The following is a 14,002-nucleotide window of genomic DNA, read 5'->3' on the forward strand; positions in this document are numbered from 1 at the left end:
GCCTGCGCTGAATAATTACAATGGAGTGGTAACTCAATGAACATCATTGGCCTTGATGCCTTGATTTTTGGCGTCGACGATATTCAAGCCTGTACCCATTGCCTGCGTGACTACGGCCTGCGCCCTGTCGATGTCGACAGCGAGGGCGGTCGTTTTGAAGCCCTCGACGGCACGGCGGTGATTATCCGTCATGCAGACGATGCTCGTTTGCCGCTGGCCATCGGGCCTGCTCCCTCGATTCGGGAAACCGTTTATGGCGTGGCCGGCGTGGCTGACCTCGAGGCCATCGCCGATGAGTTGGGGCGCGACCGCCCGGTGACCCGCGGTGCCGATGGCTCCGTGCACAGCGTGGACGATATGGGCTTTGCCATTGGTTTCCAGATCAGCGTGCGGCGTGCGTACAGCGCGCCCGCCGACCTGACTAACGCACCGGGCCATGTCCCCCAGCGGCCGGTCAACCAGCCGGGCATCAGCCCCGATATGCAGGCTTTGCCGCGTACCCTGTCCCACGTGGTGTATTTCGTGCCGGATGCAGCCAAGGCCGAGGTTTTTTACCAGCGCCTGGGCTTCGTGACCACCGACACCTTTGTCGGCGCGGGTCCGTTCATGCGGCCGGCCGGTTCCGATGACCATCACTGCCTGTTCATGATCCAGACACCGCCACACATGAAGGGTTGCGAGCATTTCACCTTTCACATGGGCAGCGGCACGGAAGTCCTGCTGGCCGGACGTCGCTTCGAGCAGCAAGGCTGGACCAGCTTCTGGGGGCCGGGCCGCCATCTCTTCGGTTCCAACTGGTTCTGGTACTTCAACAGTCCGTTGGGCTGTCACATCGAATACGACGCCGATATGGACAAGCACGATGACGCCTGGCAAGCGCGCCAGGCGCCACTGTCGGCGGATAATTCGCAATTGTTCCTGTTCACCTCCCGGGAAAAATGGTTCCCGAGCGGCCCTCCGCCCAAGCAGGCCTGAGTGTGGAGGTTGTCCATGAGTCACGAGGCCCTGGTGCTCTGTTGCCTGGATGAACTGGTGGAAGGGCAGGCCCGCGGGTTCGATCCCCTGGGCACGGGGAAGGACAGTGTGTTCGCCCTGCGCCATGACGGCGAAGTGCGGGTCTATCGCAACAGCTGTCCGCACCTGGAGGTGCGCCTGGAGTACCGCAAGGATCGTTTTCTCAGCGTCGATGGCCGCCAGATCGTCTGTTACGCCCATGGTGCCCGGTTCCTTCCGGACAGTGGTCTGTGCGTCTACGGGCCGTGCCTGGGGGACAGCCTGAGCGCACTGCAATGGCATGCAGAGGCCGATTGGCTGGTGCTCGAAGCGGATCAGTTGGAGGCGTATGCATCCTGATTAACGTATCGCGGTAGCTGATACATCGTATCCCTACATGCGATTAGTCAAACGCCTGCTTTGCCGAGAAAGTGAACACAACGCGGTAGCGAATGCGTGCAAACACAGCCGGTGGTCAAGCCTGGGATCGCTCCGGCAGAACGCTAGCGTGAATAACAAGAATAAGAGTGAGACGAGCATGAACGCAGTGAAAAAGGTGCTTATCGTCGGTGGTGGTATCGGTGGTCTATGTGCGGCAATCGCTTTGCGTCGCCAGGACATCGAAGTCGATCTTGTCGAGCTCAAGACGCAGTGGACAGTCTATGGCGTTGGCATCATCCAGCAGAGTAACGTCGTCCGTGAGATGGCCAAGCTGGGTGTGTTGGACGGCTACTTGGATGCCGCCTACGCGTTCGAGGATGTGACCATCAACACCACCGCCGGTGAACAACTGGCGCGAATTCCCGGCAAGCGCCTGGCGGGGCCCGAGTATCCAGCCAACGTCGGCATCTCGCGCCTGGCCCTGCATCAAGTCCTCAGCGAAACCGTTGCTGCCCTTGGCGTCTCGGTTCGTCTGGGCCTGAGTGTCGAGTCGCTGGAGCAGATGGGCGAGGGCGTCGATGTGCTGTTCACCGATGCCAGTCGCGGTCGCTACGACCTGGTCGTCGGCGCCGATGGCCTGTACTCCCACCTGCGCGGTCTGCTGTTTGGCGAGCAGTACCTGCCGCGCTTCACCGGTCAATCGGTGTGGCGCTACAACTTTCCTCGTGCCGCTGGAATTGATCATCTGGCCACCTTCCAGGGACCTGCCGGTAACGCCGGACTGGTGCCGCTGGGCCGCGACCAGATGTACCTGTTCGTGACTTCCCATGAGCCCGCCAACCCCAGGATGGAGGCTGCCACGCTGGCGACCCAGATGCGCCAGCGCCTGAGTGGTTTCACCGGGCTGATCGGCGAACTGCGCGAGCAAATAACCGACAGCGACCAGGTGGTCTACAAGCCGCTGGAGGTGCTGTTCGTCAGCGAGCCCTGGTACCGCGGCCGTGTCGTGTTGATTGGCGACGCAGTGCATGCCACGACGCCGCACTTGGGCCAAGGGGCCGGCATGGCCATTGAAGATGCTGTCGTGCTTGGCGAAGAGTTGATCGCCGGCGGCAGCCTCGAACAGCAGCTCCAACGCTTTATGGCGCGCCGTTATGAGCGCTGCAAATTCATCAGCGACAGCTCGGTGCTGGCCGGTGACAAGGAAATGGCCCACGACAGCAGCTTCGACCGGATCGGCCTGGTCAGGCGGATGCTCGACGTCACGGCAGCGCCTATCTGAGGCGCCGGCAAAACTGAATTTGCTCTCCCATGGATGCTTCATGCCTGTGCAGGCTTGGCCCGGTTCGACTGCGGGCGCCGTTCCACCAGAAGAGCTGACATACAACAACAATAAAGAGGGTTACTTCGATGGCTACTCGCAAGTTCGCTGCGTCGCGGCGCGTCCCCTTCACCCTGACCCTTGCGGCCAGCCTGGGGCTTGGCGCTTCGGCTGCCCAGGCCTTTCAGATCGACACCGGTAGTCCCGATCTCAGCTTACGCTGGGACAACACGCTGAAGTACAGCGCGGCCTGGCGCCTGAAGGAGCCCAGCAGCAAGCTTAGCGAGGGGCAGACGGCGCTGAACCAGAATGACGGTGATCACAACTTCGGCAAGGGCCTGATCTCCAATCGCCTGGATATTCTTTCCGAACTGGACATCGGTTTTCACAACTTTGGTGCCCGTCTGAGCGGTGCGGCCTGGTACGACACTGTCTACCAGGACCGCAACGACAACAACGACGCGGCCAGTGCCAACCAGCGTTCGGTGGGTTTCAACGAGTTCACCAGTGATACCCGTCAACTGCACGGCGGTGACGGTGAACTGTTGGATGCGTTCGTCTACTGGAACGGTGAGCTGGCCGACCGTACCTTGTCGGTTCGCGCCGGGCGCCACGGGCTGATCTGGGGCGAGAGCCTGTTCTTCGGCGGCAACGGCATTGCCGGAGCCATGGCGCCGGTGGACGTGGTCAAGGCGCAATCGGTGCCCAACACCCAATTCAAGGAAATCACCCGACCGGTCAACCAGCTCTCGACCGCCTACCAACTAACCGACGATGTGTCATTGGGCGCCTTCTACCAGTTGGAGTGGGAAGCCACCCGCTTGCCGGGCGCCGGTAGCTATTTCTCCACCAGCGATACCATCGGCGACGGCAATGAACGGCTGATCACCGGCGGGCCGTTCCCGGATTTCCTCGGCGGTAATGCCAACAGCCCGGCTGCGTTTTTCCATGGCAAGGACAAGAAAGCCAGGAGTTCCGGCCAGGGCGGCCTGCAGCTCAAGTACAACACCGGGACGACGGATTACGGCCTGTACGCACTTCAATATCACGAGAAAACCCCAACGCTGTACTTGAAGCCGAATGCCACCGGGCCGAACTTCAGTACCGGGCAAGTCGGCGAATATTCCTGGGTCTACCCGGAAGATATCCGGGTCCTGGGCGCCAGTTTCGCGACCTCCGTGAACGAGTACAGCTTTGCCGGCGAGGCATCGATGCGCTGGAACATGCCGCTGGTGTCCAACGCCCAGACCGTCCTGCCGGGCGCCGAGGCGGACAACAACGACGACGCCCTCTATGCCGTCGGCCGTACGGCCCACGTCAACCTCAACGTCCTGGCATCGCTGGGCCCTTCCTTCGTCGCCAATGAAGCCAGCCTGGTAGGGGAAATCGCCTGGAACCGCCTGCTCGCCGTAACCAGGAACCGCGCCGCCCTAGACCCTAACGCCACTGATGATGGCCTGGGCTTGAAGTTGGTTTACACGCCCACCTATCGCCAGTTCTTTCCGGGCGTGGATATCAGCGTGCCGCTGGGCATCAGCTATTTCCCCATGGGCAAGTCGGCTGTGATCAGCGGGTTCGGCCCCGACAGAGGCGGGGACATGAACATCGGCGTCTCCGCCACCTATTTGGACCAAGTGACGGTGGGGCTGACCTACACCCACTTTTACGGTCCCGAGGACACCAGCCTCAACGCCGCCAACCAGTTCAATTACAAGCAGTCGCTGAAGGATCGGGATTACCTGGCTTTCTCCGTCAAGACCACGTTCTAAGAGGATTTGCGCATGACCATTCAGTTCACTCTAAAGGCCTTGTGCTTAACCCTGCTGGCCGCTGCCGCGCCGATGGCCTTGGCCGCCAGCGCCGAACAAGCGGCCGCGCTGGGCAAGACCCTGACGCCCTTCGGTGCCGAGAAAGCCGGCAATGCCGACGGCAGTATTCCGGCCTGGGACGGTGGCTACACCAAGGTTGATCCAGGCTACGTCTCGGGCGGCAAACGCAGCGATCCATTTGCTGCGGACAAACCCTTGTACAGCATCACCGCCCAGAACCTGGCCAAGTACGCCGACAAACTCAGCGACGGCACCAAGGAGCTGTTCAAGCGTTTCCCGGACACCTATCGCATCGATGTCTATCCGACCCGGCGCACGGCGGCCGCGCCGCAGTGGGTCTATGACAACACGTTCAAGAATGCGACCCGCGCCAAACTGGTCGACAGCAGCGCCGGACTGATCCCCGACGGTGCCTATGGCGGGATCCCGTTCCCGATTCCACAGAATGGTACCGAAGCCATCTGGAACCATGTGCTGAACTGGCGCGGCACTTCGGTGGCGGGGCACTTTCGCCACTATCTGATGACCGCTGACGGCAACCAGGTGATGACCAGCGACGGCCTGTTGACCCAGGAAATGCCCTACTACTTTCAGGAGGGCGGCCCTGAGAACTATTCGGGCGACTACTGGCAGGTGCACTTTGTCAATCTCGGCCCGGCGATTCGTGCCGGTGAGCAGATCCTGGGGCGTGAAAACATCAACGGTGACAAATCCCAGGCCCATGTCTACCTGAGCGGTCAACGCCGGGTACGCACGCTGCCCAACGCTTGCTGCGATACGCCGACGCCGTCCACTGCCGGGGTCATGTCCTTCGATGAGTTGAGTGTGTGGGGTGGTCGCACGGACCGGTTCGACTGGAAACTGGTGGGCAAGCAGGAGATGTATGTCCCCTACAACACCAACAAGGTGCAAAACGCTGCCCAGCCGCAGGACCTGCTGGGCAAGCACCATCTGAACCCGGACTACGTGCGCTGGGAATTGCACCGCGTCTGGGTGCTCGAATCGACGGTGGCCGCCGGCAAGCGCCACCAGTTGCCCAAGGGGCGTTACTACCTCGATGAAGACACTTGGCAAGCCCTGCTCGGCGACCGTTGGGATGCCAGCGGCCAACTGGCCAAGACCCTCTGGTCGCTGCCTTCCGTATTGCCCGACCTGCCTGGGCTGGTGCAACTCTCTTCAGGTTTTTATGACCTGACCTCCGGTGCGTGGTTTATCCAGAATCTCTATGCCGGGTTGCCGGATCAGTATCGCGCGGTCGATCGCTACAAGTCCTCGGAGTTCTCGCCCGCGGCGATGGCGGGGCGAGGCGTGCGTTAGACCTGAGCCGAGAGTGAAGGGCAGGCCTGCCGGTCTGCCCTTGGGATACGAGTGTTTGTCCGAGGTAGGTTATGAACAGAATCAGTCAGGCGAGCGCGTTGCTGTTGGCCTTGTATTTGCCCCTCGCCACGAGCGAGTGTCTGGCCGGGTCGGCAGCGGTGGGCGTGCCGCTCAATACCCCGGCCATGCGGGTACCGGCTGTGCAGAACGGCGTATTGATCGACCTGGCGCGTGCCGGCACACGCCTGGTGGCCGTGGGTGAGCGCGGCCTGGTGCTGTTCTCCGACGACAATGGGCAAAGCTGGCACCAGGCTTCGGTACCGGTTTCGGTCAGCCTGACGGCGGTGCGGTTCGTGGATGCGCAAAAGGGCTGGGCAGTCGGTCATGCGGGCGTGGTGCTGGCGACGCTGGACGGCGGCGAGCACTGGACGCTGCAGCTCGACGGCGTACGCGTGGCACAGCTGGAACTGGACGCCGCCAAGGCGGAACAAGCCACCGCTGTCGACCCGGATGCCGCCCTGATACGGGTACAAAATGCCGAGCGTCTTGTCGCCGATGGTCCAGACAAACCCTTTCTGGCACTGGAGTTCGTCGACGCACATCGCGGGCTGATCGTCGGTGCCTACGGTTTGGCGCTGCTGACCACCGATGGTGGCGCCACCTGGCAATCGCTGATGGGGCAAATTGCCAACCCCAACGGCTTGCACCTGTACGCCATCAGTCGCCACGGCACACGTTGGTTCCTGGCTGGCGAGCAGGGCTACCTGGCACGCTCGGACGACGATGCGCTGTCGTTCAGTCAACTGGACAGCCCCTACGAAGGTAGTTTCTTCACCCTGCAGAACCGCGCGGATGGCGCGCTGATGGTCGCCGGTCTGAAGGGCAATGCCTTTGTCTCCCACGACGCCGGCGCAAGTTTCCAGCGTCTTTCGGTGCCCGTACCGATCTCCTTCAACGACGCCACACGCCTGGCCGACGGCCAACTACTGCTGGTCAACCAGGGCGGCATGCTGTTTCGCAACAGCGAGCAGACCGGGGCGGCGCTGCTGCCGTTGGGAACGCCCTTGGGCAAACCTGTTTCAAGTGTGATCGAGGCCGCCGATGGCAGCTTGATCGTTGCCGGTTTCACCGGGCTGCAGCGTCTTGCGCAGCCAGCCACTGCCGCTCCGGAGTGAGGTTATGACGTCCCCTGATAAATTTTCCCCGTCTCGTGCAAGTACGTTCGATGACTTTGATCCACGCTCCGGCTCGCTGCTCGAACGAGCATTGTTCAACCATCGTCTGTGGGTGTTGCTGCTGTGCCTGGCGACCACGCTGGTGCTGGGGTGGCAGTCCAGTCGTGTCGAGCTCAATGCCAGCTTCGAAAAAATGATTCCCACCCATCAGCCCTATATCGCCAACTACCTTGAGCACCAGCAGGAGTTGAGCGGGCTGGGGAATGCGGTGCGCATTGCAGTGGTCAACAAGCGGGGCGACATCTATGACAGCGCCTACCTCAAGACCCTGCAGGCGTTGAGCGACAAGATCTACCTGCTGCCCGGTGTCGACCGTGCGTACATGAAATCGCTCTGGACGCCGGCCACGCGCTGGGTGGCGGTGACCGAGGCGGGCCTGGAGGGTGGGCCGGTCATTCCGGATAACTACGATGGCGGCGCAGCGAGCCTTGCGGCATTGCGGCGCAACGTGCAGCTGTCCAACGAAATCGGCCAGTTGGTGGCGTTCGACCAGGCTTCGAGCATCATCCAGATACCGCTGCTGCAGCGCACCCCGGACGGCAAACCCTTGGAGTACAGCCAACTGTCGCAACAGTTGGAATCATTGCGCAGCCAATACCAGAGCGACAGCATCGACATCCGCATCACCGGTTTCGCCAAGAAAGTCGGTGACCTGATTGCCGGCCTACGGCAAATCCTGATGTTCTTCGCCGTGGCGATCCTGATCACCACGGTGGTGCTTTATTGGTACACCCGCTGCATTCGCAGCACTCTGTTGGTGGTGTTCTGCTCATTGGTGGCGGTGGTTTGGCAGCTCGGCTTGCTGCCGCTGCTCAATTATCAACTGGACCCCTATTCGGTGCTGGTGCCGTTCCTGGTGTTTGCCATTGGCATGAGCCACGGCGCACAGAAGATGAACGGCATCATGCAGGATATCGGGCGCGGCATGCACCGGGTGGTCGCCGCACGCTTCACCTTCCGCCGCCTGTTTCTCGCCGGCCTCACCGCGCTGCTGTGTGATGCGGTCGGTTTCGCGGTGCTGATGATCATCAAGATCCAGGTGATCCAGGACCTGGCGATGATTGCCAGTATCGGCGTGGCGGTGCTGATTTTCACCAATTTGATCCTGCTGCCGATATTGCTTTCTTATGTGGGGGTCAGCCGCCGTGCGGCGCAACTGAGCCTGAAAAGCGAACACGCCGAACTGGCCGGCCACAATCGCCACGGATTCTGGCGCTTCCTCGACCTGTTCACCCAGCGCCGGTGGGCGGCGCTGTGCATCGCCCTGAGCCTGGCGCTGGCGACGCTCGGCTTCATCGTCAGCCTGCAATTGAAAGTCGGTGACCTGGATGCGGGCGCGCCTGAGCTGCGGGCCGACTCGCGCTACAACCAGGATGATGCATTCCTGACCCGGCATTACGGCGCCAGCAGCGATCTGTTCGCGGTCATGATCAAGACACCCGCCAGCGCCTGTTCGCGCTATGACATCCTGAACAAGGTCGATGCCCTCGACTGGCAGTTGCGTACCTTGCCGGGTGTTGATTCGACCAATTCCCTGGCGTTGCTCAACCGCCGCATGCTGGTGGGCCTCAGCGAAGGCAGTCCGAAGTGGTATGAGCTGCAGAACAACCAGGCGATGCTCAACATGGTCACCGCCGGGGCGCCGCGCGGGTTGTACAACGAAGACTGCAGCCTGCTGACACTGTACGTCTACCTCTCCGACCACAAGGCGCAAACCCTGAGCCGCCTGGTGGATCACGTCGAACAATTCGCTGCGGCGAACAACACTGACGACGTCCAGTTCCTCCTGGCCGCTGGCAATGCCGGGATCGAGGCGGCGACCAACATTGTCGTCAAGCAGGCCAATCGCGAAATGCTGTTCTGGGTCTACGGTGCGGTGATCCTGCTCTGCCTGATCACCTTCCGTTCCTGGCGCGCCACGATTTGTGCGGTGATTCCGCTGATGCTTACGTCGATCCTTTGTGAGGCGCTGATGGTCTGGCTGAACATCGGCGTCAAGGTCGCGACCCTGCCGGTGATTGCCCTCGGCGTGGGCATCGGCGTCGACTACGCGCTGTACGTGATGAGCATCCTGCTCGGTCATATGCGCCAGGGCACAAGCTTGTCTGAGTCGTATTACCGGGCACTGCTGTCCACCGGCAAGGTGGTGATGCTGACTGGCGTGACCTTGGCGATCGGCGTGGCCACCTGGATGTTTTCGCCAATCAAGTTCCAGGCTGATATGGGCGTGCTGCTGGCCTTCATGTTCGTCTGGAACATGGTCGGTGCGCTGGTTCTATTGCCAGCCCTGGCTCACTTCCTGTTGCCGAGCAAGCGGGTGAGCGCGGGGCAGGCCGAAGCCAGACCCAGCCATTCGACGAGCTTGCCGATGATGCCTGCCGTAGCCGAGGAGGGGGCTTGCGTGAAGCACTCGCTACGCCTGACTTCAGAGCACGATCAAACGATAAAAGACGCCAATCCCGTCGCGTCATAACAACAAAAAAGGACGTTCCCATGCCTCGTGTGCATTTGTTCCAGCAGTCTCTATGGTTCGACCTCATCGCCGGCCTGAGCGCCTTTGGTATGGCATTTTGCGCGGCGCAACCTGCGGAGGTGTGCGATGAACGTTGAACGCCAGGCGCGGCTACCGCAATCCTTGTTGCTGTTGCTCGGCAGTTGCCTGCCAGTGCTCGGTGCGGTGCTGCTGGCCCCCGTCCTGCCGCGTATGCAGGAACACTTCGCCGACACACCGGGTGTGGCCGTGCTGGTGCCCATCGCCCTGACGCTGCCGGCGTTGATGATTGCGTTGTTGGCTCCCGTGGCCGGAATCATCGCTGACCGGCTGGGGCGCAAACCGTTGTTGATCGGTGCGATGGTGCTCTACACCGTCTGCGGCGTGCTGCCGCTATGGCTGGAGTCGCTGCAGGTCATCGTGATCAGCCGCGCCGGCATCGGTGTGGCCGAAGCGGCGATCATGACCTGCTGCACCACGATGATGGGCGACTACTACAGCGGCGCGCGACGTGAACGCATGTTCGCCCTGCAAATGGTCGCGACCTCATTGTCGGCGGCGATCTTCATTGCCATCGGTGGAGTGCTCGGCGAGCACGGCTGGCGTACCCCGTTTGCCCTGTATGGGTTGGGGCTGGTGTTCCTGCCGCTGATGGCCTGGTTGCTATGGGAGCCGCGTGCGCAGGCGGCCACCCTCACAACGGCGGGCAGGGCATTACCCTGGCGCCCGCTGGCACCGTTGTATGCCCTGGCATTCCTGGCGGGCCTGAGCCTGTTCATCGTGCCGGTACAAGTCGGTTACCTGCTTAACCTGCTGCATGTCGAAGGTTCGCAGCAGATCGGCCTGACCATGGGCGCCAGTCAGTTCGGCGTATTGGTCGGCGCCCTGAGTTTTCGTCTGTTGAGCGGTGTGCCGGCGCAGCGGCAGATGCTCCTGGCCTTCGTCGCGGCCGGGATCGGTGGCGGGCTGCTGGCGGTAGCCGACAGTCACGGGCTGGTGGTGATCGCCGTCCTGATCAACGGTCTGGGCATCGGCCTGATGATGCCAACCCTGCTCACCTGGATCATGAGCCAGGTCGACTTCCAGCAGCGCGGCCGCGCGGCCGGCGGCTTCACGGCGATGTTCTTCGCCGGTGAGTTCGCCAGCCCGCTGGTGGTGCTGGCGATCACCGGCGGGGTAATCGGCGCCTTGCCAGCCGCACTGGGCATCGTCGCGGGCGTTCAGCTGGTGGTAGCCCTGGCCTGTCTTCGGTTGCGAGGCAGCGGGGCTGCTTTTACTACTGCGGTTGTCGCAGACCCTGAGCACTGACCTGCCCATTCGACGTTTCATAAAAATAAGAACAACGAGGAGAACATCATGAGTTATTTGCTCAACACCTGGTACATCGCTGGATGGGCAGACGAGCTGGCGCAAGGTGGCATGCTGGGCAGAACCATCGTCGAGCAACCCATCGTGTTCTTTCGCGATAGCCACGGTGTGATCCAGGCGCTCGCCGATCGTTGCCCGCACCGTTTTGCCCCGCTGCACATGGGCAAGGTTGTCGGCGACAGCGTCCAGTGCCCGTACCACGGCCTGCGTTTCGATGGCAGTGGCCAATGCACGCACAATCCCCATGGCGAAGGAAACATCCCCAAGGCCGCCTGTGTTCGCGGTTTCGCGGCCGTTGAGCGCCACGGGGCGATCTGGGTCTGGCCGGGCGATCGTCACCTGGCCAGCGATGCCTTGATTCCTGATTTTTCCTTTTTCGAGCAGGCGCCCACCCATGCCAAAGGGCATGGGTATTTGCCGACCCGTGCGCACTACGAGTTGCTGTCCGACAACATCATGGACCTGAGCCATGTTGATTTCCTGCACCCGGATACGCTCGGTGGCGGGGCGTTGTCACACACCCGAGCCACCATCGAGGAATTGCCCAACGATCGCGTACGCATCAGTTGGTGGGCGCCGGACGATGTGCCCCCGCCGGCTTTCGGCGCTCACCTTGAAGATCCGAGCCGGGCAGACGTCTGGGCCGAAGTCATCTGGCACGCCCCCGGCCTGATGCTGCTCGGCAGTGGCGCCACGGCGCCAGGGCGCCCCAGGGCCGAGGGACCAGTGACATGGAACCTGCATCTGATGACGCCGCAGGACGCGGCCAACACCCATTATTTCTTTGCCAACACGCGCAGTTTCGAGCAGGACAATGCGCAGTTGAATGCCTTCGTCCAGGAGATGTTGATCGGTATTTTCGCCGGTGAAGACAAACCCATGGTCGAGGCTCAACAGCGCCAGATTGGTGAGGTTGAACTGCTTGGCCTCAACCCTGTGTTGCTGCCAGTCGATGCAGGGGCCGTGCGCTGTCGACGTGTTCTGCGTCGATTGATGGAAGCCGAGCGAGCGGAGACGCAAGCCAGTCGGTCATCAAACTATGAAAAAGAGGAACTGCGATGAGCTTTCTACGCAACGTCTGGTACGCGGCCGCCTGGGGAAACGAGATCAAGGCTGGCGAGTTGTTCCAACGAACCTTGCTCAATGAACCCGTGGTGTTTTTTCGCGACACCCAAGGTAATGCCCAAGCCATTGCCGATCGCTGTCCCCACCGTTTCGCGCCCCTGGGCATGGGCATCCTCAAAGGCGATGCGGTGCGTTGTCCGTACCACGGCCTGGAATTCGATGGCAGCGGCACCTGTGTGCATAACCCTCATGGTGATGGTGCAATTCCCAAGGCGGCAAAGGTCAAGGCCTACCCGCTGGTTGAACGCTACAGCCTGCTGTGGATCTGGATGGGCGATGCACAACTGGCCGATGCGACGCTGATTCCGGATTTCAGTTGCATGGATGAAGACCGTTGGTATGTCGGCAAACGCTACCTGCACGCCAGAGCCAACTACGTGCTGGAAACCGACAACATCATGGACCTGAGTCATATCGAATTCTTGCACCCGTCTACGCTGGGTGGCGATGGCGTCAAGAGCGCGTTGACCAGCGTGCAAGAGGAGGGCAACACCGTTTGGTCCAACCGCCAGACGGTTGCGGAAATCATGCCGGAGTTTCTCTACACCGCCTGGAACATTCCTCAGGGCACACCGGTGGACCGTTGGATCGATGTGCGTTGGGATGCTCCGGCGAACATGTTGCTGTTTTCCGGCGCCGTGGCGACCGGGCTCCCCAGGGATAAGGGCGTTTCCACACCGATTCCGCATCTGTTCACTCCAGAGACCGAGACCACGACTCACTACTGGTTCTCAGTCTGTTTCCCCAAGGCAATGGGCGAATTTGCCGAGAGATTCGCTGATGAGCAGGCGGCCGCGATCAGCCGGCCCTTTGCCGATGAAGACTTGCCAATGCTCGAGGCGCAGCAGCGCATGATGGGCGCTGCATCGTTCTGGGACTTGAAGCCGGTCCTGCTGATTGGTGATGCAGGAGCGGTCCGGGCGCGGCGTGTCCTCGACCGCATGATTGCTGCCGAACAGCCTGCGGGTGCCCAGTGATGATTGAAGTCATCGTCACTCGCAAGCGCCTCGAAGCCGAGGGCATCTACAGCTTCGAACTGGCCCCGGTCGAAAATTCCATGCTGCCTGCCTTCAGCGCTGGCTCGCATATCGACGTGCACCTGCCCAATGGCCTGGTGCGCCAGTACTCGCTGTGCAATCACCCGGAAGAACGCCACCGCTACCTGCTGGGAGTGTTGCTCGACCCAGCGTCTCGCGGCGGTTCGCAGGCCATGCACCAGCAAGTGCACGAAGGCAGCCGGCTGCGCATCAGCAAGCCACGCAATCTGTTCCCGCTTGAGCATGGGGCGGGGCACAGCGTGCTGTTCGCCGGCGGTATCGGCATCACGCCGATTCTCTGCATGGCCGAGCGCCTGGCGCGGATCGGCGCGCCTTTCGAGCTGCACTATTGCGGTCGCTCGGTCGGGCGCATGGCCTTTATCGAGTACCTGCGCCATTCGACGTTTGCCAAGTGTGTGCAGGTTCATGTGGACGATGGCGAGGATGCCCAGCGTCTCGACGCCGCTCGGGTTTTATCCGGGCCAGCCGCCGACCGTCACCTGTACGTCTGTGGCCCCAACGGTTTCATGGAACACGTGCTTGGCACGGCTCGCGAGCAGGGCTGGGCCGAGGCGCGACTGCACCGTGAGTACTTTACCGCCGCCGCTGCCCCGGCGGGTGAGGCGGGCGGGTTCGAGGTGCAACTGGCAAGCACCGGACAGTGTTTCCAAGTGCCGGCCGCGCTCAGCGTGGCCCAGGTGCTGCTGGAAGCGGGAATCGATATTCCCCTGTCCTGCGAGCAGGGCATCTGTGGCACCTGCATCACGCGCGTGCTGGAAGGCGAGCCAGAGCATCGTGACATGTTCTTGACCGATGTCGAGCGAGCCCGCAACGACCAGTTCACGCCGTGTTGCTCGCGCGCCAGGAGCGCGCGGTTGGTGCTTGATCTTTAAGGTTTTCCACTG

11 protein-coding genes are annotated in these 14,002 nt (G+C 61.8%); all 11 read left to right on the forward strand.

Features of this window, described 5'->3' with window-relative positions; all coding sequences use genetic code 11:
- Window positions 1–36 precede the first annotated feature (36 nt).
- A complete protein-coding gene (locus F6S08_RS15145; protein ID WP_315871819.1) occupies window positions 37–975 on the forward strand; it encodes a VOC family protein in 939 nt (312 codons plus the stop codon).
- 15 nt (window positions 976–990) lie between these two features.
- Complete coding sequence (locus F6S08_RS15150) at window positions 991–1,353, forward strand: Rieske (2Fe-2S) protein (RefSeq protein WP_065926045.1); 363 nt, start codon at window positions 991–993, stop codon at window positions 1,351–1,353.
- 178 nt (window positions 1,354–1,531) lie between these two features.
- On the forward strand, window positions 1,532–2,656 hold the full coding sequence (locus F6S08_RS15155; RefSeq protein WP_065947821.1) for an FAD-dependent oxidoreductase: 1,125 nt from the start codon (window positions 1,532–1,534) through the stop codon (window positions 2,654–2,656).
- 128 nt (window positions 2,657–2,784) lie between these two features.
- Entirely contained in the window at window positions 2,785–4,464 is a 1,680-nt protein-coding gene (locus F6S08_RS15160; protein WP_065926047.1) for a DUF1302 domain-containing protein, read from the forward strand.
- Between the two features lie 12 nt (window positions 4,465–4,476).
- Window positions 4,477–5,841, forward strand: a complete 1,365-nt coding sequence (locus tag F6S08_RS15165) for a DUF1329 domain-containing protein (protein ID WP_065926048.1) — start codon at window positions 4,477–4,479, stop codon at window positions 5,839–5,841.
- Window positions 5,842–5,912: 71 nt separating this feature from the next.
- Complete coding sequence (locus tag F6S08_RS15170; protein ID WP_315871820.1) at window positions 5,913–7,016, forward strand: YCF48-related protein; 1,104 nt, start codon at window positions 5,913–5,915, stop codon at window positions 7,014–7,016.
- A 4-nt stretch (window positions 7,017–7,020) separates the two neighbouring features.
- A complete protein-coding gene (locus F6S08_RS15175) occupies window positions 7,021–9,549 on the forward strand; it encodes an efflux RND transporter permease subunit (RefSeq protein WP_315871821.1) in 2,529 nt (842 codons plus the stop codon).
- A 126-nt stretch (window positions 9,550–9,675) separates the two neighbouring features.
- A complete protein-coding gene (locus tag F6S08_RS15180) occupies window positions 9,676–10,875 on the forward strand; it encodes an MFS transporter (RefSeq protein ID WP_315871822.1) in 1,200 nt (399 codons plus the stop codon).
- Window positions 10,876–10,923: 48 nt separating this feature from the next.
- Complete coding sequence (locus F6S08_RS15185; protein WP_065939496.1) at window positions 10,924–11,997, forward strand: aromatic ring-hydroxylating dioxygenase subunit alpha; 1,074 nt, start codon at window positions 10,924–10,926, stop codon at window positions 11,995–11,997.
- Window positions 11,994–13,037, forward strand: a complete 1,044-nt coding sequence (locus F6S08_RS15190) for an aromatic ring-hydroxylating dioxygenase subunit alpha (RefSeq protein WP_065926053.1) — start codon at window positions 11,994–11,996, stop codon at window positions 13,035–13,037. The genes F6S08_RS15185 and F6S08_RS15190 overlap by 4 nt, the downstream gene beginning before the upstream one ends.
- On the forward strand, window positions 13,037–13,990 hold the full coding sequence (locus F6S08_RS15195) for a PDR/VanB family oxidoreductase (protein ID WP_315871823.1): 954 nt from the start codon (window positions 13,037–13,039) through the stop codon (window positions 13,988–13,990). The genes F6S08_RS15190 and F6S08_RS15195 overlap by 1 nt, the downstream gene beginning before the upstream one ends.
- Window positions 13,991–14,002: the final 12 nt, after the last annotated feature.

Origin of the sequence: Pseudomonas sp. JV449 (assembly GCF_032424295.1) — a bacterium.
GTDB lineage: Bacteria > Pseudomonadota > Gammaproteobacteria > Pseudomonadales > Pseudomonadaceae > Aquipseudomonas > Aquipseudomonas marginalis.

Bases quoted from the DNA above. Each gene is read 5' to 3' on its own strand.
- F6S08_RS15190 (WP_065926053.1), top strand. From the start codon at position 11,994: ATGAGCTTTCTACGCAACGTCTGGTACGCGGCCGCCTGGGGAAACGAG.
- F6S08_RS15160 (WP_065926047.1), top strand. From the start codon at position 2,785: ATGGCTACTCGCAAGTTCGCTGCGTCGCGGCGCGTCCCCTTCACCCTG.
- F6S08_RS15185 (WP_065939496.1), top strand. From the start codon at position 10,924: ATGAGTTATTTGCTCAACACCTGGTACATCGCTGGATGGGCAGACGAG.
- F6S08_RS15170 (WP_315871820.1), top strand. From the start codon at position 5,913: ATGAACAGAATCAGTCAGGCGAGCGCGTTGCTGTTGGCCTTGTATTTG.
- F6S08_RS15155 (WP_065947821.1), top strand. From the start codon at position 1,532: ATGAACGCAGTGAAAAAGGTGCTTATCGTCGGTGGTGGTATCGGTGGT.
- F6S08_RS15175 (WP_315871821.1), top strand. From the start codon at position 7,021: ATGACGTCCCCTGATAAATTTTCCCCGTCTCGTGCAAGTACGTTCGAT.
- F6S08_RS15195 (WP_315871823.1), top strand. From the start codon at position 13,037: ATGATTGAAGTCATCGTCACTCGCAAGCGCCTCGAAGCCGAGGGCATC.
- F6S08_RS15165 (WP_065926048.1), top strand. From the start codon at position 4,477: ATGACCATTCAGTTCACTCTAAAGGCCTTGTGCTTAACCCTGCTGGCC.
- F6S08_RS15180 (WP_315871822.1), top strand. From the start codon at position 9,676: ATGAACGTTGAACGCCAGGCGCGGCTACCGCAATCCTTGTTGCTGTTG.
- F6S08_RS15150 (WP_065926045.1), top strand. From the start codon at position 991: ATGAGTCACGAGGCCCTGGTGCTCTGTTGCCTGGATGAACTGGTGGAA.
- F6S08_RS15145 (WP_315871819.1), top strand. From the start codon at position 37: ATGAACATCATTGGCCTTGATGCCTTGATTTTTGGCGTCGACGATATT.